Source organism: Paenibacillus sp. 01T431, from assembly GCF_056398625.1.
In genome coordinates, this window is record NZ_JBFTPT010000002.1 from 476,563 (window position 1) to 503,067 (window position 26,505).

Sequence of the window (26,505 nt, forward strand, 5' to 3'; positions counted from 1 at the left end):
ATGAACCCGTTATTCTTTTTAAGCCGTTCGGAGCTGAGTCAAATCCGTTTGTTCCGATCTTCTGAAGGTATTTTGCATTTGGAGCAGGAAGGTAAGGGTTTTGCCCGCGTAACACTTATTCGCAGTTTTCCGTATACAATGCCCGACAGGTTCATCTCGGTTCGCTCGGCGGAAGGGCGTGAAATTGCAATGATACAGGATGTGAAGCTTCTCGCGGAAGATAGCTTACAGGCGGTACGAGAAGAGCTTGACCGAAATTATATGATTCCTGTCATTAAACAAATCCTGACTGTTAGAAAAAGAGGCAGCGAGTGGTATTTGCAGGTCGATACGAATTATGGCCCGGCAGCATTGGTCATGGATAACCTTCATGAAAATATCCAACCCGTAACGGAAAGTCGCTGGATGGTAACGGACAATGAAGGACGCCGCTTCGAGCTGTCCGATCCGGAGCAGATGGATGCCCGAAGCCGTGAATATTGGAAGAAGCTGATCTGATTAACGGTTTGTAAAAGTCAGGAGGTATTCGTTTGGAAAACAAAGGGTCATCCTCATATGAAAACACTGATTTTTTTTGTTAACTACTTATCGAGAAGAAACCGCGCAGACTCTGTCAATACCTATTAAATGAATGCACCCGCTCGCTTGAAATACGTAAATCTGCCCGTGAATAACAAGACAAAGAATCAATGAAATAAATGTTGAGAATACAATTAAGACTAATCAGATGATAGGAAGAGAAGTTATTTTTATGTCTCAAATAGAAATCATCATACATTGACAACATCTGTCGGATGACAAGAATATGAGCCGATTAATGACCGCCTAAATCGCGGTTTTTTTGTTGAAGAAAAATAGATATTAATATGATAATTTCACGGCTGGAAGGATTCATGCGTTCATATCGTAGACCCCTGGACTCTTCCAAATTACCATTGTTTTAGCTAGTTTGTCCGCTGAATACTTCTTCGATTCGTTTCGGGTACAAACGGAAGTTTCCGCTGCATCCACAGGTGCTGCTCTGAAAAAAGTATTGCATCATTGTTCTCATTTCTCCAGATTGTCCTTAGGTTTCTTGTATAACCTTAGCTGCTGTGGATCAGGCTTGTCTATTACGATGTTGTTAATTAAATCTTCTTTGTAGAAGTACCTATTTTCCTCATTCCACACATTCTTCGCATGAGATTACAAAGAACATATATTTAATGTGAATAGTGATTTACTCCTAATGGTTGCTGGCTATTCATGTTTGAATAGGCATATACCTGTGAGTTTGTTATTTGTGTAAGTGAAATTTGATTACAGATATTGGGAATTTGTTGTAGTTGTTGTAGTGCCATTTGATGTTCTTGTAAAGCTGTTTGAATAATTTGTGCAGCTTGTTGAGTTTGCTTTGACACTAGCTGTTTTATCCTCTTTTATGGGTTGACTTATAACTTGAATACAAGCACAAGCACAATTATTTCCATTGACGACTTGATTAATGTGTTCGAGAGTAGATAAACAATGCATTAATAATCGCCAACAAATACCCCCAGTGTAACTGAGGGTATTTAAGTAATCTAATTCAACATTTAAGCACGATCACGATCTCGAGCACGATTTCTAGCACCCGCTAATCCAAGTAAACCTAAAAGACCAAGCCAACCCCAATTTGAACCACGATTATCTGATGTTGCATTTGTTCTATAGTTGTTAGCGTTCAAAGATGTATTGTAATTATTGGTTCGATAATTTTGATAGTCATCTGTATTTAATGCACGATTAGTGTCATTAGTGACGCGATTGACATCGTAACGAAGCTCTTGTCCCGGTGTATTAGCGTTACTTTCCGCTGATACAGAAATTGAGTTGAACATCATTAAACAGCTGATAAAGCCAATTAATAAAATATTTTTCATTTGATTACCTCGCTCTGTTTTGATTTTAATACAATGATATGTTTTGTAGTAAAGCTTAAATTTATACAAAAAATTAATTGTTATTAAAGGCGTGGCGGAAAATGTTTTGCGTCTTTGGCTATCACGTTTCTTTTATTCCAACAATCCCAATTCCTCATATACCTTATTTGATACAACACCGTTCTGCGCCAAATGATGATCACGTTGAAAATTTTTCACAGCCGTAGTTGTATTCGAGCGAAATTTTCCATTACATATTCCATTAAAGTATCCGGAGCTCTTTAAACGAGACTGAATTAGTTGTACATCTCCTCCGACGTCACCTTCCGCCAAATCCCTCGGTTCATGATTCGGATCCCCCAATATGTGTCCATATATCGTTACTTTAGCCCCGAGTGGAGTCATTTCGAATAATTCAATGACATCATTGTTGCGCATACGTATACAACCGTGACTCAAATGCTGCCCGATAGAAAACGGTTTGTTCGTGCCGTGAATGCCATAATTCCCCCAAGGGACGTTTAATCCTAGCCATCGTGGACCAAAAGAGGGACCCCAGTTTTCTCCCTTATATACGACTTTGTATTCCCCAACAGGGGTTGGAGTGGACGGATTACCGACGGCGACGATATAAGTTTTAATTTCCTTTCCCTGTGCCCGTACTATTAATCTGTGTTGTTGAGGATAAACTTCGATAGAAAACCCTCTTTGATCAGTTACGATCGGTAGCGAAGGTTCGGCATTAGTTGTTTGAAAATTGATTACCTCAATCGCGCTCAAAATAAGCAAAGCTATTGCAAAAACTCGAAGAAAGAGGAAAGTTATTTTTCGATTCATCTGTAGTCACCATAAAATTTATTTTCTTAGCTATTGCTGTAGCTTATCCTCTGATCTAATTTTTCATTCTGAATAATGACATTTAATCATTGCACATTTTTTTGTTTGGTAATATATCGACCTCAATTTTAGGAAGCCCCAATTTATTGTAGTGATTTATAAAAACTCGATCAATTGTAACAACCGTTTAAAGGCTTTCTACCCGAATGATTTTTTATTCTGGTCATTAGTAATTCACTTTCAATTGTTAGTTTGTGTCTAACAAATGGGGTGTAGTTTAATTGGCCCTGAGCTTTGCCATGCTTTAACATCTCTAATGAAAGGCAAATGGCAGATTTATATATTATCAATAGAATCATTTGACTGAGATACAGAAACAAAGAATGCTGCATTTCGAATTCATTCGAAATGCAGCATAGAGAATGGTGAAGCATCATTTATTGTATCCTTCTGAGAAGTTTTAATACAAAAATATATAAATCATATGCAGAATCAAAACAAAAAACTTCTAATTATAGGAATTTCGACTGTTTCAGCAATTGCATTTCATTGATATAAAAATTAGTATTGATTCCGAGCAAGAAATTGCCAACCTTTCTCTTTGCAGGTACGGAAGCAATTCCGTTATCAGTAAGCAATGTATCACATTCTTCAATCTCCATCTTTGCTTGATCAATGAGAGCATCCAGTATTTTTTTAAGTCTTTAATATCTCCTCCTGAGATATTATATCCATTAGTGGATAATGCATAGATGTACGCCATTGCCTAGAATTTGGGCGAAATATAGATTAGTCTGAAACTGAAGCAGCATTATCACCTTTCCAGATTATCCATACGAGAATACCCATCGATACGACTCCACCAAGTAATCCTAATGCCATATCTTTTTGCGTATCAAAGATATCACCTTGCATTCCAACAAATTTGGCTTCGCCACCTGGTCCGGCTATTAAGGCGGCAGACATTTCTAAGATCTCGAATAGTGCGCTAAAACTGAGCACAACGGCAACTGGCAGAGCTATTGACCAAATTCCGCGTAACTTAACTTTGGATTTTAAAATCTCATAGAATGGAAAAGCAAAGAACAATCCAAAGAAGAAATGAACGACTCGATCGTAATAGCTTCTTCTTGTATGAAACAATGTTTTTAGCCAATGGTCAAATGGTGTGCCTTCATATGTATAATGTGCCGCATAAGTATGAAGACAAAAGAAAACAAGCATCAGAAGATAGGACAGATTTGAAAAACGAAACCATTTATAAGTGAAAGTAAGGATAAGGATAACCAAGATTAGCGGTAAGCTATCAGCTAGCCATTGAGATCGCTCAGTGGGTGATATGGCCATAAGACCAAAAAATAGGATGAAGATGAAGATCATGAATTTTAAAGGTTTATTTCGAGCAAAAGGAATGCTTGTACTTGTCCAATCCATTCGTTCTTTAGTCATGGGAATTTCACTCCTTACATTGGTGATCGTATGATTCCCGGTTTTAGAAAAATAAATACAGATCGCTGGCAAGTAATGAATCAGCAAATCAAATTTTAGTGGAAGCCAAAATTATCGCAGCAAAAAAAGAGTGAATACCGAAGACCGTGGGAGGTGCTAGATGCAAGAGAAGTAACGTAGTGCTTTCTAAACGGGATGCTGGGATAGTATTAATCCCAGACAACCCAATTGGAATAGAAGTCATTTAGATGATGATCCAGACGGTAAGTAATTATAGATCTGGTGGAGTAAAGACTTTAATTGCTTATTTGGACGAGGTTCCAGAAGATCAAGCTCATTAAATGTACTTACAATGTGGCGGCCTTTTAATCGAATGTACGGTTTTAGTTTTTTTGATTTCTTCTTCATGCTAATCACTAAGACCTCCTGAAATTTATGATAATGGCTTATTTTATGTCTAAGGAAGGCAGATCGCCTGTGCATTCGCCAAAAGTGTTGTATCTAAAGGGTTATATAGATGACTTGCTGTGAGTGCGATCGAGCAACAAAATTCGTTGAATACAGAACTACATGGAAGGACTTAATGGGATGCATAACGGAAGAAGTACCCGAGCAGCCGAATGTATGAAGCTAACTGTCCTACCTTACATAAAAAATACCCTCCGGATGTTTGGGAGGGCTAGACGGACTTAGATATGGTAGTCATATATCTTATGCTATGAATAAAAAAACGTGAGTCAATTGTTTTTACACCTCTTGATTAATTTGTGCAGCTTTTTTTCACGTTTGTTCAAGTATTTTTGCATTATTGAGTTCTTGGTTTAACTGTTGATATTGACCTGATGCTTGCTGATGATAACTAATTGCATAGCTTATTTTGCCATTGATAATTAGATTTTCACCTAATTTAAAAACAAATAATGCTGCATATTCGATTTTATTCGAAATGCAGCATTAGGAAGTGAAGAATTATTTATTTTAACCATCTCAAAACAATTTTAATTGCATTCACACATCTAATACCCAACTGAAGCTTGTGACTAACCATTTTAATCCTTTCGTTGTGCTTCGTCGTTGTTATCGTCAGCAGCCTCTCCAACCTTATTTCCCAATGCTGCGCCTACGATACCGCCAACAACAGTTCCAACAGGACCCAAAGCAGAGCCTACGACTGCACCTGCAGCAATACCACCCGCCGTTCCTACAGCTTTTCCGATGTCAGCTCCATCCGTATTGTTACTATTTTGGTCAGAATCAAGATTTCGATTGAGTTCTTCATTTTTAGTCATTTAATTTCACTCCTTCGTTTTAATGACAGCTGCTACATTTACCGTAGTCACAATGGATATCATGTCCTAAATAGTATGAAAGGATTCATTCCTTGATGAGCTTGAAGCTATTGCGCGGTAATCGATCCGGACAAAGGGATGTGTAAGGATGTCTCGCATGGTGAATTCACTGCTTCAATGCTTGGATGAATTAAAATCGGAGAGTATATTACATGCTGCAACCATTTTGGATGCAGAATTGGATTCTGTAATATGGGGAAGATTTGATACAAAAATGAAATATGATGCCCCAACAGATTCAGAGACGTTTACTGGAAGCATGGCTCACGAATTATGAAACGATTTTTAGTATGGATACAAAAACACGTCTCTTTTTTGCAATAAAAATATCCCCACCAAGGTTCACTCAATCTTCATGTAACAACACGAAGTTTTTTGAGTGTCTACTTAAAGGGGATAATACCATACCTTAAATTGAAGCAAGGGGATTTGTAATTATGTGGATTCATTACACTTCAATGATGATTGGTAGAACCATTGGCCGTCTTTTTGTTTTTGCATAAAGCAGCTTACTTGTAGATTCTTTAATACGATGTTTTAATATAGACCACTTACCGTCGTTTCCATTCTCTTGTAAGTCAGCAATGGTTTTCATCACAAGTCGACCTACTTCGCCTAATAAAGCTTCGGATTCTCTAACGTATACGAAACCTCTGCTAATAATATCAGGCCCGGATAGTACGGAGCCTTCTATACGACTAAGTGTGACAACAACAACAAGGATGCCATCCTCGGCAAGAAGTTTTCGATCGCGTAATACAATGTTTCCGATGTCGCCTATGCCCAAACCATCGACAAGCGTATTACCGGCGGTAACTTTCCGTGTTTGTTGTACATGATTTCCAGATAGGTCAAGAACATCTCCGATATTCATTATATATATATTATCCTTCTCTAGTCCAACAGACTCAGCAAGTAAGCGATGCTGGTATAACATGCGATATTCTCCGTGGATAGGGATGAAATAGGTTGGTTTCATTAGCGTAAGCATAAGTTTAAGCTCTTCTTGGCTGCCGTGACCTGACACATGCATACCTGTCGCAACACCTGATCCATGAATAACATGAGCCCCAAGCATATACAGATGATCTAACATGCTTGCAACGTTCTTTTCATTCCCTGGAATGGGTGATGACGCGAGGATGACGGTATCACCAGAAGAAATTTCTGTATGTGGATAGGTGGAGCTAGCAAGACGCGAGAGTGCAGCCATCGGTTCACCCTGACTTCCCGTACACAATACCGCGACTTTTTCTCTCGGGAGCTGATTGGCCTCTTTTGCTTCAATGATCATACCTTCGGGAATATGGATATAACCGAGCTCCTGAGCAATCGTTACGACGTTGATCATGCTGCGACCAAGCAGCAGGAGCTTGCGGTTTGTTAGAATAGAAGCATCCACAACTTGCTGCAAGCGATTAATGTTGGAAGCAAAGGTGGACAGAAATATTTTATTTGTTGCTTTCTGAAAAGCATCTGCAATTTTTTCGCCTACCAATCGTTCAGATGGAGTGAAGCCTGGTCGCTCAGCGTTCGTGCTCTCGGATAATAAAGCAAGCACGCCTGCTTCACCAATTTTCGCCATCCTATGAATGTCTGGGAATTGTTTATTGGAAGGGGATAGATCAAATTTGAAGTCTCCCGTATGAACGACCGTACCTTCTGGCGTCTGTAATACGATGCCAACACAGTCTGGTATGCTATGGTTTGTACGGAAAAAAGAAAGCTGAAAGCTTTTTCCTAGCTCAATAAATGAGTCTGTTTTAATTTCATGAAATAAGGTTCCTTTGAGACGATGTTCTTTTAGCTTTCCCTTGATTAAACCAAGTGTAAGACGAGTTCCATATAAGGGAATATTCAGCTGTTTTAATATATAAGGAATTCCGCCGATATGATCTTCATGTCCGTGCGTAATCACTAATGCGCGTACTTTTTCTTGATTCTCAATCAAATAGGAAATGTCAGGGACGATTAGATCTATGCCGGGCAGACTCTCGTCCGGAAATTTAGAGCCACAGTCAATGACAATGATGTCGTCAGCATATTGGATGACATACATATTCTTTCCAATTTCAAAAACACCGCCAAGGGCAAAAATAGATAGTTTATTCAACTCTTTATTATTCATCTCCAACAAACCTCCGCATCATTGGTAAATGGTTAAACGAAAACAGGAAAAAACCCTGCTTTTCAACAGGGTTTTTCCTATTAGGAAGCAGCTTATATTTTAAAATCCTAGCATTCAAATCGTAAAACCTAGACTATGTTCACTCGGAAGTATAGTTTTTCCGTGAGTATTGTTGCTTTGGAAGAAAATATCGCATCATGCTGCGCATTTCACCAAACAGACCGCCGAGCGTATTCTGAAGAACTTTAGCAACGGCTGGATATGGTCTAACTACAGCGTAAATTCTCTTTTAGAAATAAAATTTATCCCTTATTCCTAATTCATTAATGAGAATAGTTGTTAAAGCCTTGTGGTTGTTGATGGTTGTTCATAGTTGAATATGCAGTCATTTGTGTTTGTGATGACTGAGCCACTTGGTTGCAGATGGTTGAGATTTGTTGCAATTGCTGAAGTGCTGTTTGATGGCCTTGCAGAGCGGTTTGTATAATTTGAGCGGCTTGCTGTTCACGTTGTGCTATTTGTTCCAGTGCTTTTGCATTATTGAGTTCTTGGTTTAACAATTGTTGATATTGCCCTGATGCTTGCTGAGTTTGGTTCACCAATTGTTGGATAAGTTGTTCGGCATGAGCTAGTTGTTGCGAAATCTGATTGTTGGACTGAAACTGGTACAAATGAATTCCTCCTGTTGGATATTTTGGATTTTCTGACCTGATTAGAATGACTCAAACTAAGATGGAATATTCAATTTCCTCTAAATTTAATTTTCATATCCATGAGCTGCCGATTCATAGTCAAAAGGCATTAATACCGAAATTGGCGAAATGAACGAAGGACGTACGAGGTCGTTCAGCCCTTTTAGGCGTATTAACGTTTTGTTATTAACGAGAGAACAACCGATACCGGCATTAGTACGGTCGAAGTAGCGGTAGCATTCATCACGATAGAAAAATTTATCAAGAACCAGGCACTACAAAAAAAATTCATCATATATAGTTGATATCCGTTCGGATTTGATGAGGAGGATATCATGCAACCTATGTTACCTATGGAAAAATATTTTGGGCAGTTTGAACTGGTGCATGCTTTTTATGGGGCTATGCCTACAGGTGTCAGCGTTTCTGAAACTGGCCGTATTTTTGTTTGCTTTCCGAAATGGGGAGACGACGTTCAATTTACTGTGGCGGAAATTGTTGAGGGTGAAATGCAGCCTTATCCCAGTTTAAAAATAAATTTGATTAATACTAGCAACATTGTAATGTCTTTCGTCAGTGTCCAAAGTATCGTTGCTGATGGAAGAGGAATACTTTGGGTACTAGATACAGGGGCACCAAATTTTTCTGAACCTATTCAAGGGGGAGCAAAATTAGTTGCTGTTGATTTAAGCACGAATACAATAAGAAGAGTATATACCTTTACAGAAGATGTTGTCTTGCCAACAACTTATCTGAATGATGTCCGTCTGGATTTTCGTGTTGGAAGAGCAGGTTATGCATATATAACGGATTCTTCTTCCAGAGGGCCAGGAGCTATTATCGTCGTAGATTTAGAAAATGGGAACGCGTTTAGACGGTTAAATGGGGCAATATCAACTTCACCTGATCCCTATTTTTTACCGAAAGTAGAAGGTAAAATTTTGATGAATCGAAACCCGGACGGCTCGACTTCCCCATTTAGATTGGCTTCCGATAGTTTAGCGATTTCTCCTGATGGAAAGGTTTTATTTTATGCTCCGCTAACCAGCCGTCAACTGTTCTCAATCTCAACAGAAGCCCTAAGAGATAGAAGGATACAGGACATGAATTTATCCCAATATGTGCACTATTGGGGGGAAAAAGGTGCGTCTGATGGAATGATCACCGGCGCAAACGGCACCGTTTATGCGGGAGACTATGAAAACAACAGTATCCGGAAGATATTGCCGAATGGTGCAATGGAAACCATCGCACATGACCCGAGAATTTTATGGCCGGATACTTTTTCGATTGGCCCCGATCAATACTTATATGTCATTGTGAATCAATTACATCGGCAGGCGAGATTTCATTATGGAAGAGACCTGCGGGAAAAACCATATAGTTTACTTCGTATGAGAATTGATGAATTCCCTGCTCCTACCTTTTCATAATAATTTTAAACGAATGTAGCTATCCCTGATCCCAAACTAAATCCCCTATTCCGCTTACGGAGTAGGGGATCTTCAATTCTAACCAGGAGCGAACAACGTATGACACAAGCTAATCAACAACTTGAGTTCTTCTCGGCAAACCACTACGAAAAGTAAGTTCCCGCGAAGCGTGTTAGTATTATCAGCCTCAAGTTGGTCCGCGAGTCCACCATCCTGTACCCCGACAGATCCATCCTCATCCATCCTCTTTACCTCAGTATATGTAGCCAAATCCTACGGCACATTCTTGAGGATGACGATCGGGAGCACTTCTTTGTGATCTGCCTAGACAGTATCCGCCCTTATTGTATTGTTGGATTTTTGACACGGAGAACATTTTATTCTCTGAAGTCTCCGGTTAAAATCAAAAACGCGCTTGAACCATTGTGGTTTTGCACATTTTGCTGGGACGAAATTCGGTGTCAGGACGGAATGTTCATAGCGGTCTGAATGTTTTTCAGATCGAGCTGAATTTGCTCTGGAATATGGTAGGGATGATATAGGCCCCGCTGCATCATGTAGATTGTTATCTTTTCATGGGTGTCTATGGCTTCGTCGAGCTGTTTCATCAAAATTTGCTTGATTTCAGGGGTGGCACATTCGGTCACGGCCATGGCGTAGTTTCTGACTCCGCTCTTGGCGTTCATCAAATAATCCATTGCGATCACGTCATCGGTCAGCGTATGAAGCCCTGCCATGTGTTCTAATATTGTGTTCATGTTTTATCTCCTATAGGATCATTTTAGACAGCACTCCACCGAGCTCCTGAAGCTGCTGCTGTGATAATTGCACATCTTGCTGCAAAATTTGCATGAGCTCCGGGTCGGTTACCAGAGCTTGCATGGTTTTGGATTTGGTCATGCAAACCGTCTTGAACGCAGCTATTTCATGAACCTCCAGCATCTCATGCAAAGCGTAATTGGAATTCATTCGGATTGTCCTCCCATGTATCTATCCATATTCAAGGCTTTAAGATGACTTTGATGCAATCGTCCGTTTTCGTATCGAACACTTCATAACCGCGCTTGGCCTCGCTGAGCGGAATGACGTGCGTAACAATATCTCCAGGGTCCACTTTGCCCGACGTAACCAACTCGTACATATACGGCATGTAGTGAACGACCGGAGCTTGTCCGGAACGGATATTCACGTTGCGCTGCATGATGTCGCCGAGCGGGAATCCGTTATAGCGTCCGCCGTATACCCCAGTGACTTGGATAGTCCCGCCTTTGCGGACAGCCTGAGACGCAATGATAAATGCGCTCATCGTGCCGCCTTGCAGTTTCAAACCGCTTGCTAGAAATTCGAGATCGCTCATCTTGCCGTCCATTCCTACCGCATCAATCACGACATCGGCGCCGCCTTTGGTCATTTCCTTGAGATTGTTACCGATATTCTTATCCTGTTCGAAGTTTACGATTTCCACATTGTTCGTTCGCTTCGCATGCTGTAAGCGGTAATCGACATAGTCGACGGCTATGACCCGCTTTGCTCCTTTTAGCCAGCAGAATTTCTGGGCCAGTAGTCCGACTGGACCGCAGCCGAGCACGATGACCGTATCACCATTCTTTACGCCGGCGTTATCTACGCTCCAGAATGCCGTCGTCATGGCATCGGCGATCAAGCTTAGCTTTTCGTCCGGTTGTTCGCAGTTTTCGGGAATCTTGAAGTGGGTAAAATTTGCGAACGGGACTCGTAAATACTCGGCTTGCCCGCCAGGGTATCCGCCGGTCGTTCCGGAGTAGCCGAAATATGCGCCCATGTCCCCGTGTTCGTTTGAATTGTCACATTGGCTTTCCAGCTGATTTTTGCAAAAAAAGCATTCTCCGCATGCGATGTTGAATGGGATGATTACACGGTCGCCTTTCTTTACCTTTGTCACGCCTGGGCCTACCTCTTCTACGATCCCCATCGGTTCATGCCCGATGACATAGTTCTCCTGAAGGTTAGGGATCATCCCGTGAATAAGGTGAAGGTCGGAACCGCATATGGCGGTACTGGTGATCTTTACGATCATATCGTCCGGTTTCTCAATCTTCGGATCCGGCACCTCTTTGACTACGACATTTTTAATCCCTTGATACGTTACCGCCTTCATGCTTTATGTCCTCCAATATGTTCATCTGGGGTCCGATCAAACATCCCTTTACGCGACGTATCACCCGGGAACAAATTCATCTGCCCGATCATCACCGTATTTTTCGCCGAAAGCTGGTCGAGTTGGTACTGTTCGTTCAGCTCGTAAGGATGGAACCATTTTTTACGAATCATGAGCTCCGTGATTTCTTGGTGCATTGCAATCCCCTGCTTAAGATGATTGCGCAGCAGCGCTCTTACATCCGGAGAAGCCGTTTCCGTCAGGGCGATGGATAAATTTCGTACACCCTCCTTGGCACGAAGAAGGAAGTCCATTGCAAAAGTCATATCTGCCATTTCTGGCATATTTAATGAATTAATCGGGTCTAAATAATCGGTATTCATTTGCGTTCCCCTTTAATGTGTTATAGGTGTCGGGCTATTCGGAACAGGCGCTTGGAAAGGAACTCTTGCGTAGATTGCTTGCAGCTCGGTGATTTGTTGTGTGGATTGAATGACGTCTTTCTGCATTAACGCTTTTAGTTCTTGGTCAAAGACCAAGCCTTGCATAAGTTTTGACTTAGCGATGCAGAGCGTTTTAAAGTTTAACGCTTCATGTAGTTCCATCGATTCGTGCGGCGCTAGCGTTGGCGTATTCATTGAGTAATTATCACCTCCTGTTTTTTCATCAACGTTAGATTTTCCGAGGCACCGGATCTTATACTAAAATTGTTTGCCGGAAAAGTGAGATCCGGATATTCCCATGCAGTCGCAGGAATATAAACAAAATCTCATCCGCATACTTATTTCTGTTTAAATTAATGATCTTTGCTCAAGGGAGGATGACTCGCTTTGCCCAATGAAAACAAAATTGATCTAGCCACCGAAAATGCAAGAAAACCGGCAGAAGGTACACTTAACTCGAGCGGCAATACGCTGGAGCAGCATGCATTTAACGCAGTTTCTGAGGCGCAATCGGCTTTAAATCAGGCGATAAACTCGATAAGTGAACCTAATGCGGCAACAAATTCACAAGCTTTGGAGACGGCCCGGCAGCAATTGACCCAAGCAGAGGAATTTTTAGATCAAGCACAAACCTCAGAAAACGCATTACGTCTACCGGACCAACAATAAAATGGTCTTGGCGCAGATAGGCTTGGTAGAGAGTCTCCTTCTTTTTCGGATACATGTGGAGTCAGGCTTACTAATGTCGAGGTATGATCGTCTATCGATGTCGAGAAGACGCTGCGATGATGTTTACCCTTAGCCGATACTCTCCGTATGGGCAAAGAATCTACGTTGACGCTCGGAGGAACGTATTTGCCACAGGAACAGAGAGTCACCGTCAGAAGGCTTCGGCTTGTGCCGAAGCTTTTTGTTTTTTGAGATGTCTCGGACATTTTCAAAAAATTTATTCGAATCCGGGTATTATTAAGCAGTGAAGCCCCATTTATACAATTAGCTGGACTTTGATCTCTCCCTGAAGACAGCCTGCTTCACTTTACAAATTGAATATCGACAAAGGGCATTAACATCTACGTGTCGGAGCACCGCGAACTCATTACGGGCGGCAAAGTGGAAACCTGCGACGTATGATGCACTAATCAATAACTCTTATTTGTGCTTGAAAATGATGGAGGAAATATTCTGTATATAAGAGTTATCGACCCACTTCACCTCCTCTGTCCGAAAAATAGAAAACCCGATCAAAATAGATCGGGTTTTTTGTCTCAGTATTATACTTTCAATGCAGAATTAAGAAGCACTATTCTATTAACTCAAACAAACTTCCGACTCGTCTTCTTCCCATCACAGATGAACACAATCTATATCTGAATCGAGCTCGCGTACCTCGAACATTTTGTCCCTGCCCTTGCCAGGGACGCGTCCGAAGCGTGCTTGTTCTTCCTTCGTTGGATTATCGAATCGGCGCTCGATATCCTCGAATATTTTCAAGCCCAAATAATAGGGATTCAAGGTGTGCCGGGATGGCTGCACGACAGAGGAGTTTAGCTTAGCGAACGTAATCGTTTCATCGCTCGTTAGATCAAGCTCGCGAATAATTCGCTGATGCCAGTAGGATGCCCAGCCTTCGTTATTCTAAGGTGCTTAATTACTGTTGCAATTTTCCACTAATTATGGGAAATTACAAATGAGAAAACTTTGTTTGTAATCATAAGGAGGAGAGGAAAGGAAATGAAATTAAATGAATACAACCGCGAAAGAGAGCAGTTAAGTAAATATATTCAGGATTTAACGGGCGATTCAACTTTACTAGTGGAAAAAGTGCTTCATGGAAATCATAATGGACAGGTGCATTTGTATATTAGAAGAATGATTAATAATCAAACCACATCTATTACTTCAGAAATTATGTTACTTGAGCTCGTAAGTGGCGGTGAAATTCCAAGGGGTATCAATATCTATTCGCAAAAGACTATTGATATAATTATTAATAGTATAAATCCAGAGAAACTTAAAGCAACTTGTAGTAAGTTGTATTAAACGAGGAATTTAATGAATAAAAATTACGCAAAAGCAAAGAGACTTTATTTTAAATAATGAACCTTAAGTTTTATTGTAAAATGAAGGGGTATTCGGTAGGGTAATGTGATAATTCTTAAGTGTGGGATTGGTTTTAACCAATGCCACTTTTTTAGCGTCAGAATAATGGGATAAACCAATTAAAAAACTTAATAATAACATCTTCAGGAAATCTAACCCTTCATACAAATAATTTTAAGCTTTACGTGCAATAATCCGACATCAAGTATGAAGATCACGATTTGAAAAGAACCTAGTAGGATGGTTTTGAATTTTTCTGAAGAAGCTTTCTTCTCCGCTAATTCAGGCACTTTTTATTGGAGACAAGGAGACATTTGCAAGGTAATATTTTGTTTTCAAATTTTATAATGACGAAAGGGGAAAGAAGGAATTTAGATGAAAGACTTCATGAATAAGCGAATTTTAGATGAAAATGTAGATTTGTATAATCAGATGGAGAAAAGGTCTGGTAAAGTGGAAGGAATCAAATTCTTCTTTTTCATAATATTAATTGGCACATTGTTATATTCAGCTATGGACAATAAAATTGTTTTTGAAAAATATTATTTATTATTGTGCGGTATTTCTGCAGTCATAAATATATTTTTTGCTTTCTTAATACATTTATTGGCTTACATATCGATTTCAAATAAGAAATTAATAATTCAAAAGCTCAGTCAATTGTATAAATTAAAAATTAGTTCACTAAAAGAATTTTTTTGGTTTGTTATCTCTCCAGATTATTTTTTTGCAAAACGTTTTAAGGAAATTATTGTTGGACAAATAGGTAATGAAAATTGCACCTGCTACTGCCCAAGAAGCATTAAGCAGGACATTCCATTGTGTAAATGGGATGAAATTAAGATATATAATAAGTATTTTATCCAAAATTCTAACTGGTTGAACTTGATATTCTCATTAGTCTTAGTTCTTTTTGTATACTCAAATTCATGGGCATACGACGTATTGTTAATAATGTTTTATGTATTTGTAGCAAGGGTAGGCTCCAGAGGAATAGAAATAAGTTATGCTTTTTATACTGATGTAGTTAGAGTGAAATCAAAAACTTTTTCTTATGGTAACACTACAGTTTATGTGAACAACTGGAAAGGATCTTTTTTATTAAAGTCTTCTAGAATTTCACTTGCTGTACATTCATTAATTGAAATCATTGTTACGTTTTCTTCATTATATTACCTTTATTATTTTGTTTCATCCCCTGGTACTCAAGAAGAAATTCTAAACTATATTGGTGATATCAATTTTTATCAGCTATTCGTATACAGTGGGCTTGTATCAGTATTCAACGAGTCATACACTGCAGATTTCCCTTCTGCATTTTGGGAAGGTCTTCATTTTATTCAGGTTTACTTAAGTATCGTACTTATTATCTTATCTGTCGCAAGATACATAGGAATGAGTGATGATATTTCAGAGCGTGAAGTCGACTTTTACAAAAGAACTGTTGAAGAGAAATAAAGGATTAATTAAGGCTATTTTAAATAACCTAAATTTAGTCATTTGATTCCAATGTTTCTCATAATCAATTAATTAATGAGATAACAGCAGTTACGCGGAAGATTCGCTGAGAGGTGTTTTTTGTTTTCAGCTTTAAAATTGGACGAACTCCTATAGACATAAGTTTATGTACGTCCTGGGTAGAGAAATCTCGATTGAAGTCAGAGTTGACGAGTTTGTTCTGAATGGTATCAATTTAACATCACATTAACAAGGTCATAAATAAGGTACAACAAATGTAGAACTGGTTGTAGAATTTGTGGATGGCTGGGGATTAGAGGTATATGTTTTAATAGCGCTCAAGCATCTTCGCTTTTCCATGAAAAAGATAATTAATTGTTTAATGAGTTGATCCCACTAAGTTCGATTTCAATGAGAGCTTTTATCCTCTGTAAGTATCTTAGTTCATTCGCTTGAATGAATACTGTGATTAGTAGTCATGAATCATTTGTTGTAAGCACCTGAGCAAATCGAAGACAAGCCTTCGTATCGCAAAGATGCTTTTCTTTAGATACGTATAAAGAGTGTGAATATATGTAGAGAAAAGAAGGAATTTGACTCCAAAGGTCGAATTTTAAATTAAAAATATTTGGAAGATAGTAGGGATAAAATGACAGGATTTATGTACCCTAAAGGATCAGAGTGGAGAAAATGGGATTTACATGTACACACTCCTGCTTCTTTTCATTGGAGAGGTCAAAGACTTGCATTAATGACGCAAGAGGAAAAAGTTGAATCATTCAAAGTGATGTTAGATACAATTAATAATTCTGATGTTTCGGTGTTTGGAATAATGGATTATTGGACATTTGATGGTTATTTGGAATTTATGAGAACAGTCCAATCTCAAGGATGGTTTCTAAATAAAACGGTCCTACCAGGGATGGAGTTAAGGATTGAATCACCAACTAATTATAGGTTAAATATTCATGTTATACTGTCCAATGAACTAACGGAACAACAACTGATTGATTTTAAATCAAATTTAAAACTAAGATTAGTTGATAGAATACTCTCGGACGAAGCAATTGCTTCTCAAGCAGATATTTTAGGAAATGATAAGAAGCGCGAATTGGGATTTGATCCAGATAATATGGATTCACATGCACGTTTAAAATTTGGTTCGATGGTTGCAGAAGTCACAAAAGATTCTTTTGTAAATGCAATAAAGGGCATACCAAGTAATAAAGGTTTCGTGCTACTCCCTTATGATACTAGTGATGGATTAAGTAAGCTTGACTGGAGAAGTTTCCCTATAACTGATACTTTCTACTTAAGACTTGCAGATATTTTTGAATCTAGAAAACAAGACACCATTGATTTGTTTATTGGAAAGAGAACAGAAAAGAATGAAAGCTTTATTGATGAATTTTGTTCTGCTATAGGTGGAGTACATAAACCTGCGATTGCGGGAAGTGATGCTCATGCATATGCTGATTATGGAGTATATCCAAGCAACAAAGTAACTTGGATTAAGGCAGATCCAAATTTTTACGGTTTAAATCAAATCATCCATGAGCCAGAATCACGAGTAAGTATTTCACAGAATAAGCCTAACCCAAAGACATCATATTTGGTCATAGAGAAAATAAGATTTGTAGATAAGCGAGAAAAAAATGAATTTGGGAATAAATGGATTGAATTGAACGATGGATTAAATGTCATTATTGGCGGCAAATCATCTGGAAAATCATTACTTCTTCATTGCATAGCAATGACAATTGATCCAAAGCAAGTTAAAGAAAAAACACCTAATAAAATTTATGATTTTGAAAATAATGCAGATTTTAATTTTGAGGTACGCTGGCTTGATGGAGCTACTAACTATCTGGAAGAGGAGATGGAAAAAAAATCAAAACATCAAATAACCTATATTCCTCAATTGTATATTCATCATTTGGCTGATGATAAAGGTCAGGAAAATTTGAGACAGATTATTTTAACTATTTTACTTCAGAATACTGAGTTTAATAAGTATTATCAAGAACACATGAATGAAGTAGCAAGTTATTCGACAGAGATTGATAAAGAGATTATAACCTTATTTAATACAATAACTGAAATTCAAAGTTATTCTGAACAATTAGACAAACATGGTGATAAAAATTCAGTTGTTGCAGAAATTCTGAAAATCGAAAGTGAAATAAATGAATTACGTGCTAGCTCTGGATTTTCTAATGATGAGGCACTAAAATTTACTCAGTTAAGATCAAAGAAAGATGAAAATGAAAATGAACTGAATAGAATGGGAATTGTAAAAAAAGCATTAGAGGAATTTGAAAAAGAGACAAAGAATTCAGTAAAGTCCTTTGCGACTAGTATTAATAATTCTTTTAATAATATCAAGAAGCAATTTGAAACTGATGAAAAAAGCAGTTTCTATGTTAATGAAATTACTAGAGGATTAGAAAAAATATTAATTCCGGTATTACAAGAAACAATTGATTATGTGAAATATGATGCAATAAACTCAATAATAGAATCACTTAATGAAACAAATGTAACAATAATGCATGAATTGATACCATTTAACGAGAAGTTTGAAAATAGAAACAGACTAGATGAGTTACAAAGAAGTCTGGATACGCAAAAAAAATTACTGAACGATATCAATGAACTAGATAAAATGTTGAAATTAGAGAAGGAAAAATATAACAAGCAAAAAGATAATATAATTACTAATTATGCTTCAATGATGAATGAATACAATTTTATTAACTTAGAATTAAATAAGCAAGAATATAATACTATCTCAGAAGATATGAAATTAAATACCAAGATACTTTTTGATAAGGACAGATTCTTTAAACAATTTACAGATCTCTTCAATAGGCAAAAGAAGATGTGCAAAATATTACCGAAATGTTTTGATGAAAATGATGAGTTCATTTTCAATTCATTAGATGACCATATTTTAAAAGTCAAGAATATATTTTCAAGTGTTCTCGAAAATAAGGATTTTAAATTAAAAAGTGCATATGAGCTTAAAACAGTCATTTTAGCCTTATTGGCGGATTATTGTTATATTGACTTTAATCTCATTCAAAAAAATGATTCTCTAATGCATATGTCACCAGGTAAAAGAGGGCTAGTTTTATTACAGTTATTTTTACACTTAAGTAACTCTACGCATCCTATATTAATTGACCAACCGGAAGATAATCTTGATAATCGAACAATATACACAGAACTAAATGAGTTTATTAAAAGTAAAAAAGTAGTGCGCCAGATAATATTAGTAACTCACAATGCTAATTTAGTTGTTCTGACTGACGCGGAACAAGTTATAGTAGCAAATCAATCGGGTCAGCATGTTGAGAGAGAAAACGAGAAGTATAGGTTTGAGTATGTTTCAGGTGCTTTAGAATGTTCTTTTAATAATGAAGATGCTACTGGTGTATTGTTGAAAAAAGGAATTAAGGAACATGTCTGCGAAATTCTTGAAGGTGGACAAGAAGCTTTTGAAAAACGTGAAAGAAAATATGGATTTTAATTATATTAATTCCCTTGGTGATGATCATCAGGGGGATTTTCTTTTTCAATTCTATCTAATCGTTTTAACATTTTTTCTTTGCAGCTTTCATGAGTTCCAAATACACCTCTTTTGTGAAATATAAACTCGTAGGTATTTTTTGGACCGATCCCTTCATGACAATAATCGCAATAAGCCATAATTATTAACCTCCTTTATGTAATTTGTACAAGATTATGAAGTTATTCCCCTGAATATGCTCCCTAAATTCCGATATTCATGATCCGCGTAGTATATTCTTACCCAAATTACCGAGAAACGTTTACCATCCTAAAAACCTGTCCATAATGGTGAATGTAGAAAGTGGACAAACCCCAGTGTACAAGCACTTTCTGGGCGCTTTGTCTCGGTAGCCGGTTAGGCTACCGATCGGGTGCCTAATCTCTTACCGAGATTTTGGCACCCGCGAAGGACGAGCTAACCCAATAACCGAGAACTTGTCCACTACCGGAAATGTTAACCGTGACAACTAAAAAACCGACCGTCTTAGTTAAGACAGTCGGTTAACTGATAGTTGTTCTTACAAGGCTACTTCTGGTTTGGATGGCTATATCTCCAAGAGTCACTACTTTCTTGCTATCAATGGTTTTTGGAGTAAATGTAGCTTGCACAACTAGATAGGTAATCATTTTTCGGATATCGTTTTTATTATCTTCACTTGTCATGATACTCATTGATTTAATATTGCGCGTGATTTCATCTTCATTTCCCTCAATCAGTTCGAGGTAGTGAGTGCTCTTGTCTAACTGATTAATTTCTGTTTTCAGTTCTTTGATCTGGATGGAGAGGTGTTGTTTCTGCAAAGTAAGGATTTGAACCATCTTGGTGTTATCGTCGATGGTTTCAAGATCTTTCACTATTGACGCGAGGCGTTTGGATTGATCTTCTGCCATTTGTAGTAGATGTTCTGCTCCATTTAACTCGACCTTGGTCCTACTCAATCGATCATTAACGAGTTGACGCTCCTTCAATAACTCGTTATATAGATCCAAACTAACGGTTTCTAGATTTTGAGACTTCAAGTCATTCAGAACAGCATCAATGACGGCATGCATCCGATATGACTCGATCTTATATTTGCAAGTCGGGCAACAATACCACTTTTCTCCGTAATGTTTGTTTCGTTTCTTATCAAATGTGGTTTGGTCTTTACCAATCAAAATACTATTACAGACTGAACAATTCAGCAGATTGCTTAGAAAGAAGCTCGTTTTGTACATTTTTGGGTTGAGATTTCCGGTCTTTCTCTGCTCGAAGATCGCCCAGGTTTCTTTCCATTCATCCAAGCTCATAATGGGTTCGATTAAGTCACTTTTAATCATCATCCAGTTTTCGATTGGAGTAATTGAATTTCTTGAGCGTTCGGATTTACGATGGTGAGACATGTAACTAGCGTAAAATGGGTTCGTTATAATCCATCGTACAGTTGCTTTACTAATGGATTTACCGAATTCATGGCTGATTAAATGTGCGATGGATTGGAAACCTTCTCGATTGCGGTATAACTCATACACACGTTTTACAATTGTCAATTCTTCTCCGAATTGAGAAAAGGTTTTGTTTACTTTGTCATAGCGGTAACCAAAAGGGGCTTTACCGCCAGTCCATTTTCCTTTAATCAAAATACTCTTGGCGGTATCACGGGTACGAATTCGAGTATTATCGACTTCCATTTTGGAAGTTCCATCCTTGATAAGATCAACAATAAAATCCCCAGAGTCATACAAGCTCTCGGAACTGCTGATAACAACAGGAATATTGCAACCGGCTAAAATCATTCGGATCTTCTGATGTTCCATTGGGTTTCGTGCGATACGGTCATGATGATTAATTAAGACGAAATCAAATTTACCGTCAATCGCTTCTTTAAGAAGAAGGGAGATTCCTTCCCGGTCATCTAGCTTCTTTTTTCTAGCGGATACGCCAGCATCTTCGTACTCACGTGTAATGGTGCATCCATATTTCTTTGCAAATTCATAAGCCATGGACCGCTGGGTTTCCATCGTTTGTTTATCCGTAGAATGGCGCCCATAGAAAGCGCCCCTCATCCCAGGCTGTATGAGATCAGCTAACGCCAACATGTAGAATCACAGCCTTTCCTTTAAACGGATCTCGAAATTGAATACAAAGTGAGGGAGCGTCAATCTCGATGCGATAGACAATGTCCCGAATGAACTCTTCTCTTTCACAGTCGCTATAGGAGAGAACCTCGGTTATTAAATCATCTGATTGTTGAAGCTCCTTTATTAGATGGAACTGTTTCTGCAATTGATCAAGCTCCAAGGGATAATAATGTTGCATTTCCTCTTCACGACGAATGCAATTGTGAAGGTAGAATAGCTTATCCTGTAATTCTGGTGTTGGGGATTGAAGCCATGATGCGGTATCTTCAAAAAGATTCTGTTTATATAACTGAATCGCCTTTTTGCTTTCAGTAATGGAGTCTTGGTAAAACTGAATCAGGTTCCCGTGTGTCAGCTGGTACAGTTCAGGAAAGTAGGTCTGAAACTGCGCCGTGACGAATTTTGCACACTCCTCCAAAATCGTTTTTTCCAGCAACTCAGGAGCGAGACGGATGTAACTATGGCTTTTACAGGTGTAATATCTTCTTGTGCTTAGATCCGTTTTTTCTTTGCCAAACATGGCATTGTCGCACTTGCCGCAAAATATCAGATCGTCAAGAATCATAGGGACTTTACTAGTTTTTCGAGAGCGAGATTGGATGAGACTTTTCATCCGTTCCTGTGCCTTACTCCAACTTATTTCGTCAACGATACGGAGTCTTTCATTCTCAATCTCTAAATGCTCACCAAATTCCTCGATTTTTCGAATGCCTTTATAAATGGTGTTTCCAATCAAACTTTGGATTCGATTGTAATCCCATTTGGCTGGAAACCCATCATGTCGCTGTATATCTCGAATAAAATCTGAGAACGTAGCACATTTGGTCTTAATAATCGCATCATACAGTTTGTAGATCGTCTTGGCTTGCTCCGGATGTTGATCGTAATTCTTGTCCTTATCGATTACATAGCCATAGGCGACCCGACCTTGTGCATGTTTCCCTTGTTTCGTCATCGTATATTTTGTTTCTTTGATGCGTTGGACGATTTGATTGGCTTCACGCTGATTGAAACCTGCGATGATCAGCTCGAAGAATTCTCCGGCTGGAGAGTATTGGATCGGTATTTCATTATCGGCGGTGAATACAACTGTGATTTGCTTGGAACGGAACAGTTCAAATACCTCCATCGACTGTACAACATTTCTGGCTAAACGATCACGCTTATAAACGTAAACTGTTGAGACTAGACCACTTTTTATGTCGTGAATTAAACGACTTAAATGTGGTCGTTCGTGAATTTCGGTCTTTCTTGCCGATACAGCTTCATCCAGATATAGATCATCGAATAAGAAGCCCTTCGCTTTGACTTTCTCTAGAGCAAGAGCTTTTTGCATATCAATAGAATGCTCCTGCGTTTTAATGGAAGATCGAGCATACAATACTGTTTTCATTGGCTATTCACTCCTCTCCAGGGCTTTGCTCAACATGTTTGGCGATAAGCTGCTTCTTCAGCAGAGTGACGTATAGTTCCATCCATTTGCGTGCGGCAAGTGGGTCGTGAATGTGACTAATGGATGAAATTTGCAACTCAGTGGTACGTGTTCTTTTGCGGTTCAAGATGTTATTCCTCCTAAGGTGGTGATGAAGATGAGCAATTTTGGTCAACAGCTAAGGCAGATTAGACAGCAGAAAGGGTTCGGACTGAATGAGTTTGCCAAAGAAATAGGGGTGTCACCCGCGTACTTAAGCAATCTGGAAACGGGAAAAACACAGACCATCCAGCTGGAAATATTGAGCAAGCTGCAGCAAGAACTACATATGATCATTGACGAGGATGTTCATGAGAGCAATCATACAGTGTGGCGTGCTGAGCGAATAGGCGAATTGTTGTTGGACTTGCAACGTACCAATCCGACTGCTGCTGATTACTTGATGACTATGGTGGAGCAAGGAGTGGAGCTGTTCACGGCTGAATCATCCGACATCCATTAAGCTGTCCATAACATTGAAAAAGTATTCATCATTGTAAATAACTGTTTATTATGGTGAATAAACGGAAGACGATAAGGAAAGCCTAACCCCTGTATAAGGAGTTGGGCTTTTGGCGTTTAGTCCGTTTTTTCTGAGGTGAGATGATTCTGCAGCATCGTTATTTGGTAGCCTGAATGGTTATCTCTACCGAGCCTCTGCTGTAGCCATATGTCTGCAGCTGTACGTTTCAGACGAACTTCAAAATCATTGAGGCGATTCAATAGAAGTTCTGAGAATGAGTGCCGTTGCAAGTCGGACAATGATGTAAAGCTACTCTGTTCGTCATGATGTTCAATAGTAAAACGGACTTTGAGTTGTCCCATAACATCACCTCGATCTAATCTATGCGGCTAGATAGAAGGGACAACCCTATGAATTATCATATAAATAAGAGGACAGGCATAGGTATGGACAAGGGGGGGGAAGTCATGAGCGGAAAACAAAGGGAAGATGAGGCATATAATATCCGTTCTGTGGCTTTATACTGCCGGGTTTCTACCGATGAGCAAGCAAGAGAAGGCGTCTCGTTGGATGAACAGCAGGAACGGTTAAAAGCTTATTGCCGGGCAATGGGCTGGACGGATCAGGTTCAGCTTTTCGTCGATGACGGTTATTCAGCTAAAAACTTAGATCGACCGGAGTTAAAGCGGTTGCTGTATGCGGTAAAGAGCGGAAACGTATCTCGTATCATGGTCACCAAGCTCGATCGGATGAGTAGGCGATTGCTAGATTTACTGAATCTAATCGACATGTTCCAAAATTTCGAGGTTTCTTTTGTATCCATTAGCGAATCATTTGATACCAACACTCCATCAGGTCGTCTTACGCTGCAGGTTCTAGGAGCAGTTGCTGAGTTTGAGAGGGAGCGTATTCGCGAACGCGTTTTTGAAAATATGTTTCACGCCGCGACTACCGGGAAATGGTTAACACAAAGTCCGTATGGATATGACCTGGTGGAGAAGTCCTTAGTTATTAATGAAAAGGAAGCAGATATAGTAAGGAGGGTGTACGGTTTGTACCTGAATGAGGGGCTCGGTTTTTATTCCATTGCGAAGAGATTAAATGAAGAAGGCATTCCATCCAGACAGCGGAAAGAGTGGTCAATTCGAGCAATTAAGCTGATGTTATCGAATCCAGCTTATAAAGGCACATTGGTCTGGAATAGGAAAGATTCGAGCAAATCTAAGCGCAAGGACAAAGATGAATCGGAATGGGTAAACGTGGAAGATTGTATCCCAATCATTATTGAGAAGCCAATATGGGATGGTGTACACAAGCGGATGGGACAGGCAACTGTTGCTCCAAGAGCCCAGACAAGCCCTCATCTTCTGGGTGGCATGCTGAGGTGCGGAAATTGCGGTTCCGGTATGAGCATCGGATTCTCAGGTTCTCCTAACAAACGATACCGCGTCTATCGTTGTTCTGCGAATAAGAATAAAGGGACTTGTACCAGTAAGCAGTACCGTGCCGATTCTGTCGAGGAATGGTTCAAAGAAGGTTTAATGCAACTCGTTGAAGATAATTCCGGTATCCTGTTGATTATGGCGAAGGAAGCGGTCGTAAAGTCAGAGAGGGAGCAACTTGAGCAAAAGGGAAACACTGCGAAAGCACGCTATAAGAGAAAAGTAGAGGCTTATACTTCTGGTTTAATTGAGTTAGACGATTTAAACGAGGAGAAGTTAAGATTGGATCATATTTTATCCGGGTTGGAGAAAATGGAACATGGGGAAGTTGAAGCGGTGGATATGGCACAGGTACAAAAAGAATTGAACGATAAAGTGAACAATATCATTAAAGCAATGAATTTGCTGCCGGTCGAGCAAGCGAAAGGAATGATTCAAACGTTGATACAATATGTGATCGTTCATGGAGATGAAGATATTGAAATTCGGCTTCAGCCGTTATAGACGATGAAAAAGCACTGGTATCATGATCGTTTATTCATACAATATCACTAAGATGCCCCCGCCGGATTCGGACGGGGGTTATTTTCATTCTTCTTGCGATATCGGAGGCTCATCACCGAGCAATTCATATAAATCCTTGGCATCTTCAGGCAGATCGTATTCTTGATCCAGCTCAATATCTGCTTCATCAAAATCATCAGTAGATAACTGTTGCTGACCACTGATAGAGAGTACAGCTTCTTCGTTTCTCGGACGTCCTCTTTTACGGGGTGGGGCACTAGGATCTTCTTTGTTAGGTTTGCGCTGAGACAATAGGAGTAACTCAGCTTCTTTCCTAGCAAACTCCAATTTTAATTGTTCCATTTCCAGCTTTTTCTCATATTCCATGCGCAGCAGATCGATCTGATGCTGCTGCATCTGGCATTGCTGCTTGAGGGCTTGATTAGCTGTCGTTAGGCTCTGGATTGTAGCAGGATAATCCGAGGACACCCACTGAGTGCGTTCATTTTTCATAGCTACTATTTCAGCGTCTCTATCAAGCAGGGATTTCTTTAATGTTGTACACAGCTCGTCGAGTACACCGCTTTGCTTCTGTAGATCCGTCAGATTGTTCTTGTGCTGATTTGCCAGCTCTTCTGTTTCAATTAATTGGGATTCTAAACTTTTACGCAATTGATTGCTTTGTTGAAGTTGCTCCTTTAGCTCATCAGATGCTTTCATCGATTCGGCTTCTTGATGTGCTGCTTCATCGGCTGCTTTCTTCATCATCTGTACGATGGTTTCTTGGACGCGTGTTAGGTTCTGCCCGATATAGTCCAAATCGCTGGCGTATCGTTTCGTACCCTCCTGATGTTTCAGTTGGTGTAAATCATAAATAGAGAGCAGATGTTGAAACCATTCTTTTTGTGTAATGAAGTCCGAATCTTTGAATAGTTGGTCGATCTTTTCTTTCAGTTCTGGAACGACCTTTACTCCGAATGTTTTATCCGCCATAGATATCGCAC

At 39.2% G+C, this 26,505-nt stretch carries 27 protein-coding genes and 2 pseudogenes; 9 read left to right on the forward strand and 20 right to left on the reverse strand.

Annotated features, from left to right (window positions below; translation table 11 throughout):
• Window positions 1–498 (forward strand): DUF1854 domain-containing protein, encoded by a 498-nt coding sequence (locus AC1DM9_RS04610; protein ID WP_477578782.1) that lies wholly within the window; start codon window positions 1–3, stop codon window positions 496–498.
• 454 nt (window positions 499–952) lie between these two features.
• Here the strand turns inward: AC1DM9_RS04610 and AC1DM9_RS04615 are convergent.
• From AC1DM9_RS04615 to AC1DM9_RS04640, 6 genes and pseudogenes are all read right to left on the reverse strand, one after another.
• A pseudogene (locus AC1DM9_RS04615) lies at window positions 953–1,170 on the reverse strand (manganese catalase family protein); the annotation flags it as partial.
• 32 nt (window positions 1,171–1,202) lie between these two features.
• Window positions 1,203–1,400 (reverse strand): hypothetical protein, encoded by a 198-nt coding sequence (locus AC1DM9_RS04620; RefSeq protein ID WP_477508856.1) that lies wholly within the window; start codon window positions 1,398–1,400, stop codon window positions 1,203–1,205.
• Window positions 1,401–1,574: 174 nt separating this feature from the next.
• Window positions 1,575–1,901 carry a WGxxGxxG family protein gene (locus AC1DM9_RS04625; protein ID WP_339204196.1) on the reverse strand — a complete coding sequence of 109 codons (327 nt, stop codon included), beginning with the start codon at window positions 1,899–1,901 and terminating at the stop codon, window positions 1,575–1,577.
• Window positions 1,902–2,033: 132 nt separating this feature from the next.
• The gene (locus AC1DM9_RS04630; protein WP_477550204.1) at window positions 2,034–2,738 is read right to left on the reverse strand and encodes a L,D-transpeptidase family protein; all 705 of its coding nucleotides are present in this window, start codon (window positions 2,736–2,738) and stop codon (window positions 2,034–2,036) included.
• 789 nt (window positions 2,739–3,527) lie between these two features.
• Window positions 3,528–4,187, reverse strand: a complete 660-nt coding sequence (locus AC1DM9_RS04635) for a DUF2238 domain-containing protein (RefSeq protein WP_477578784.1) — start codon at window positions 4,185–4,187, stop codon at window positions 3,528–3,530.
• Between the two features lie 1,049 nt (window positions 4,188–5,236).
• Window positions 5,237–5,476, reverse strand: coding sequence for a glycine zipper domain-containing protein (locus AC1DM9_RS04640; RefSeq protein WP_477512528.1), 240 nt, complete (start codon window positions 5,474–5,476; stop codon window positions 5,237–5,239).
• 148 nt (window positions 5,477–5,624) lie between these two features.
• Here AC1DM9_RS04640 and AC1DM9_RS04645 point away from each other — a divergent pair, with 148 nt between their 5' ends.
• Window positions 5,625–5,813 carry a hypothetical protein gene (locus AC1DM9_RS04645; protein ID WP_477512529.1) on the forward strand — a complete coding sequence of 63 codons (189 nt, stop codon included), beginning with the start codon at window positions 5,625–5,627 and terminating at the stop codon, window positions 5,811–5,813.
• 171 nt (window positions 5,814–5,984) lie between these two features.
• Here the strand turns inward: AC1DM9_RS04645 and AC1DM9_RS04650 are convergent, their stop codons facing one another.
• From AC1DM9_RS04650 to AC1DM9_RS04660, 3 genes are all read right to left on the reverse strand, one after another.
• Complete coding sequence (locus AC1DM9_RS04650) at window positions 5,985–7,664, reverse strand: ribonuclease J (protein ID WP_477578786.1); 1,680 nt, start codon at window positions 7,662–7,664, stop codon at window positions 5,985–5,987.
• A 139-nt stretch (window positions 7,665–7,803) separates the two neighbouring features.
• The gene (locus AC1DM9_RS04655; protein ID WP_477512555.1) at window positions 7,804–7,947 is read right to left on the reverse strand and encodes a manganese catalase family protein; all 144 of its coding nucleotides are present in this window, start codon (window positions 7,945–7,947) and stop codon (window positions 7,804–7,806) included.
• A 40-nt stretch (window positions 7,948–7,987) separates the two neighbouring features.
• Complete coding sequence (locus AC1DM9_RS04660) at window positions 7,988–8,335, reverse strand: AMP-dependent synthetase and ligase (protein WP_477512531.1); 348 nt, start codon at window positions 8,333–8,335, stop codon at window positions 7,988–7,990.
• A gap of 356 nt (window positions 8,336–8,691) precedes the next feature.
• On the opposite strand from AC1DM9_RS04660, the gene AC1DM9_RS04665 reads away from it, so the two are divergent.
• Window positions 8,692–9,789: an L-dopachrome tautomerase-related protein gene (locus tag AC1DM9_RS04665; protein ID WP_477578788.1), complete on the forward strand. Its 1,098-nt coding sequence runs from the start codon at window positions 8,692–8,694 to the stop codon at window positions 9,787–9,789.
• 461 nt (window positions 9,790–10,250) lie between these two features.
• Here AC1DM9_RS04665 and AC1DM9_RS04670 read toward each other — a convergent pair whose 3' ends face one another.
• The 5 genes from AC1DM9_RS04670 to AC1DM9_RS04690 are packed head-to-tail and all read right to left on the reverse strand — an operon-like array spanning window position 10,251 to window position 12,564.
• Window positions 10,251–10,547, reverse strand: a complete 297-nt coding sequence (locus AC1DM9_RS04670; RefSeq protein ID WP_477550206.1) for a spore coat protein — start codon at window positions 10,545–10,547, stop codon at window positions 10,251–10,253.
• A gap of 10 nt (window positions 10,548–10,557) precedes the next feature.
• Entirely contained in the window at window positions 10,558–10,758 is a 201-nt protein-coding gene (locus AC1DM9_RS04675) for a hypothetical protein (protein WP_339204146.1), read from the reverse strand.
• A 31-nt stretch (window positions 10,759–10,789) separates the two neighbouring features.
• Window positions 10,790–11,926 carry a zinc-dependent alcohol dehydrogenase gene (locus AC1DM9_RS04680; protein WP_477512534.1) on the reverse strand — a complete coding sequence of 379 codons (1,137 nt, stop codon included), beginning with the start codon at window positions 11,924–11,926 and terminating at the stop codon, window positions 10,790–10,792.
• A complete protein-coding gene (locus tag AC1DM9_RS04685) occupies window positions 11,923–12,309 on the reverse strand; it encodes a spore coat protein (RefSeq protein ID WP_053376866.1) in 387 nt (128 codons plus the stop codon). The genes AC1DM9_RS04680 and AC1DM9_RS04685 overlap by 4 nt, the downstream gene beginning before the upstream one ends.
• A gap of 12 nt (window positions 12,310–12,321) precedes the next feature.
• Entirely contained in the window at window positions 12,322–12,564 is a 243-nt protein-coding gene (locus AC1DM9_RS04690) for a spore gernimation protein GerQ (protein WP_339204144.1), read from the reverse strand.
• Between the two features lie 192 nt (window positions 12,565–12,756).
• On the opposite strand from AC1DM9_RS04690, the gene AC1DM9_RS04695 reads away from it, so the two are divergent.
• Window positions 12,757–13,038, forward strand: coding sequence for a hypothetical protein (locus AC1DM9_RS04695; RefSeq protein WP_477512536.1), 282 nt, complete (start codon window positions 12,757–12,759; stop codon window positions 13,036–13,038).
• A 693-nt stretch (window positions 13,039–13,731) separates the two neighbouring features.
• Here AC1DM9_RS04695 and AC1DM9_RS04700 read toward each other — a convergent pair.
• A pseudogene (locus AC1DM9_RS04700) lies at window positions 13,732–14,001 on the reverse strand (SpoVR family protein); the annotation flags it as partial.
• Window positions 14,002–14,100: 99 nt separating this feature from the next.
• On the opposite strand from AC1DM9_RS04700, the gene AC1DM9_RS04705 reads away from it, so the two are divergent.
• The 3 genes from AC1DM9_RS04705 to AC1DM9_RS04715 all read left to right on the forward strand — a co-directional run bounded on the left by AC1DM9_RS04705 (window position 14,101) and on the right by AC1DM9_RS04715 (window position 19,459).
• Entirely contained in the window at window positions 14,101–14,409 is a 309-nt protein-coding gene (locus tag AC1DM9_RS04705; RefSeq protein WP_477578790.1) for a hypothetical protein, read from the forward strand.
• Between the two features lie 435 nt (window positions 14,410–14,844).
• A complete protein-coding gene (locus tag AC1DM9_RS04710) occupies window positions 14,845–15,927 on the forward strand; it encodes a hypothetical protein (RefSeq protein WP_477578792.1) in 1,083 nt (360 codons plus the stop codon).
• A 649-nt stretch (window positions 15,928–16,576) separates the two neighbouring features.
• Window positions 16,577–19,459: a TrlF family AAA-like ATPase gene (locus tag AC1DM9_RS04715; protein WP_477578793.1), complete on the forward strand. Its 2,883-nt coding sequence runs from the start codon at window positions 16,577–16,579 to the stop codon at window positions 19,457–19,459.
• Between the two features lie 5 nt (window positions 19,460–19,464).
• Here AC1DM9_RS04715 and AC1DM9_RS04720 read toward each other — a convergent pair whose 3' ends face one another.
• The 4 genes from AC1DM9_RS04720 to AC1DM9_RS04735 all read right to left on the reverse strand — a co-directional run bounded on the left by AC1DM9_RS04720 (window position 19,465) and on the right by AC1DM9_RS04735 (window position 23,180).
• The gene (locus AC1DM9_RS04720) at window positions 19,465–19,638 is read right to left on the reverse strand and encodes a hypothetical protein (protein ID WP_477578795.1); all 174 of its coding nucleotides are present in this window, start codon (window positions 19,636–19,638) and stop codon (window positions 19,465–19,467) included.
• A 363-nt stretch (window positions 19,639–20,001) separates the two neighbouring features.
• Window positions 20,002–21,579 (reverse strand): recombinase family protein, encoded by a 1,578-nt coding sequence (locus tag AC1DM9_RS04725; protein ID WP_477578797.1) that lies wholly within the window; start codon window positions 21,577–21,579, stop codon window positions 20,002–20,004.
• Complete coding sequence (locus tag AC1DM9_RS04730) at window positions 21,563–23,014, reverse strand: recombinase family protein (protein ID WP_477578799.1); 1,452 nt, start codon at window positions 23,012–23,014, stop codon at window positions 21,563–21,565. Before AC1DM9_RS04730 ends, AC1DM9_RS04725 begins: the two co-directional genes overlap by 17 nt.
• A 7-nt stretch (window positions 23,015–23,021) precedes the next feature.
• On the reverse strand, window positions 23,022–23,180 hold the full coding sequence (locus AC1DM9_RS04735; protein WP_477578801.1) for a hypothetical protein: 159 nt from the start codon (window positions 23,178–23,180) through the stop codon (window positions 23,022–23,024).
• Between the two features lie 30 nt (window positions 23,181–23,210).
• Between AC1DM9_RS04735 and AC1DM9_RS04740 the strand changes: the two genes are divergently transcribed.
• Window positions 23,211–23,555, forward strand: coding sequence for a helix-turn-helix domain-containing protein (locus tag AC1DM9_RS04740; protein ID WP_477578803.1), 345 nt, complete (start codon window positions 23,211–23,213; stop codon window positions 23,553–23,555).
• Between the two features lie 467 nt (window positions 23,556–24,022).
• On the forward strand, window positions 24,023–25,501 hold the full coding sequence (locus AC1DM9_RS04745) for a recombinase family protein (RefSeq protein WP_477578805.1): 1,479 nt from the start codon (window positions 24,023–24,025) through the stop codon (window positions 25,499–25,501).
• 84 nt (window positions 25,502–25,585) lie between these two features.
• Here the strand turns inward: AC1DM9_RS04745 and AC1DM9_RS04750 are convergent, their stop codons facing one another.
• A complete protein-coding gene (locus AC1DM9_RS04750; protein WP_477578807.1) occupies window positions 25,586–26,494 on the reverse strand; it encodes a hypothetical protein in 909 nt (302 codons plus the stop codon).
• Window positions 26,495–26,505 lie beyond the last annotated feature (11 nt).

Excerpts from the sequence above, each read along its gene's own strand:
- AC1DM9_RS04725 (WP_477578797.1), bottom strand. The coding sequence starts at position 21,579 with ATGTTGGCGTTAGCTGATCTCATACAGCCTGGGATGAGGGGCGCTTTC.
- AC1DM9_RS04650 (WP_477578786.1), bottom strand. The coding sequence starts at position 7,664 with ATGAATAATAAAGAGTTGAATAAACTATCTATTTTTGCCCTTGGCGGT.
- AC1DM9_RS04740 (WP_477578803.1), top strand. The coding sequence starts at position 23,211 with ATGAGCAATTTTGGTCAACAGCTAAGGCAGATTAGACAGCAGAAAGGG.
- AC1DM9_RS04750 (WP_477578807.1), bottom strand. The coding sequence starts at position 26,494 with ATGGCGGATAAAACATTCGGAGTAAAGGTCGTTCCAGAACTGAAAGAA.
- AC1DM9_RS04685 (WP_053376866.1), bottom strand. The coding sequence starts at position 12,309 with ATGAATACCGATTATTTAGACCCGATTAATTCATTAAATATGCCAGAA.
- AC1DM9_RS04720 (WP_477578795.1), bottom strand. The coding sequence starts at position 19,638 with ATGGCTTATTGCGATTATTGTCATGAAGGGATCGGTCCAAAAAATACC.
- AC1DM9_RS04710 (WP_477578792.1), top strand. The coding sequence starts at position 14,845 with ATGAAAGACTTCATGAATAAGCGAATTTTAGATGAAAATGTAGATTTG.
- AC1DM9_RS04635 (WP_477578784.1), bottom strand. The coding sequence starts at position 4,187 with ATGACTAAAGAACGAATGGATTGGACAAGTACAAGCATTCCTTTTGCT.
- AC1DM9_RS04665 (WP_477578788.1), top strand. The coding sequence starts at position 8,692 with ATGCAACCTATGTTACCTATGGAAAAATATTTTGGGCAGTTTGAACTG.
- AC1DM9_RS04680 (WP_477512534.1), bottom strand. The coding sequence starts at position 11,926 with ATGAAGGCGGTAACGTATCAAGGGATTAAAAATGTCGTAGTCAAAGAG.
- AC1DM9_RS04715 (WP_477578793.1), top strand. The coding sequence starts at position 16,577 with ATGACAGGATTTATGTACCCTAAAGGATCAGAGTGGAGAAAATGGGAT.
- AC1DM9_RS04730 (WP_477578799.1), bottom strand. The coding sequence starts at position 23,014 with ATGAAAACAGTATTGTATGCTCGATCTTCCATTAAAACGCAGGAGCAT.
- AC1DM9_RS04675 (WP_339204146.1), bottom strand. The coding sequence starts at position 10,758 with ATGAATTCCAATTACGCTTTGCATGAGATGCTGGAGGTTCATGAAATA.
- AC1DM9_RS04630 (WP_477550204.1), bottom strand. The coding sequence starts at position 2,738 with ATGAATCGAAAAATAACTTTCCTCTTTCTTCGAGTTTTTGCAATAGCT.
- AC1DM9_RS04705 (WP_477578790.1), top strand. The coding sequence starts at position 14,101 with ATGAAATTAAATGAATACAACCGCGAAAGAGAGCAGTTAAGTAAATAT.
- AC1DM9_RS04625 (WP_339204196.1), bottom strand. The coding sequence starts at position 1,901 with ATGAAAAATATTTTATTAATTGGCTTTATCAGCTGTTTAATGATGTTC.
- AC1DM9_RS04610 (WP_477578782.1), top strand. The coding sequence starts at position 1 with ATGAACCCGTTATTCTTTTTAAGCCGTTCGGAGCTGAGTCAAATCCGT.
- AC1DM9_RS04745 (WP_477578805.1), top strand. The coding sequence starts at position 24,023 with ATGAGCGGAAAACAAAGGGAAGATGAGGCATATAATATCCGTTCTGTG.
- AC1DM9_RS04670 (WP_477550206.1), bottom strand. The coding sequence starts at position 10,547 with ATGAACACAATATTAGAACACATGGCAGGGCTTCATACGCTGACCGAT.
- AC1DM9_RS04690 (WP_339204144.1), bottom strand. The coding sequence starts at position 12,564 with ATGAATACGCCAACGCTAGCGCCGCACGAATCGATGGAACTACATGAA.
- AC1DM9_RS04645 (WP_477512529.1), top strand. The coding sequence starts at position 5,625 with ATGTCTCGCATGGTGAATTCACTGCTTCAATGCTTGGATGAATTAAAA.
- AC1DM9_RS04640 (WP_477512528.1), bottom strand. The coding sequence starts at position 5,476 with ATGACTAAAAATGAAGAACTCAATCGAAATCTTGATTCTGACCAAAAT.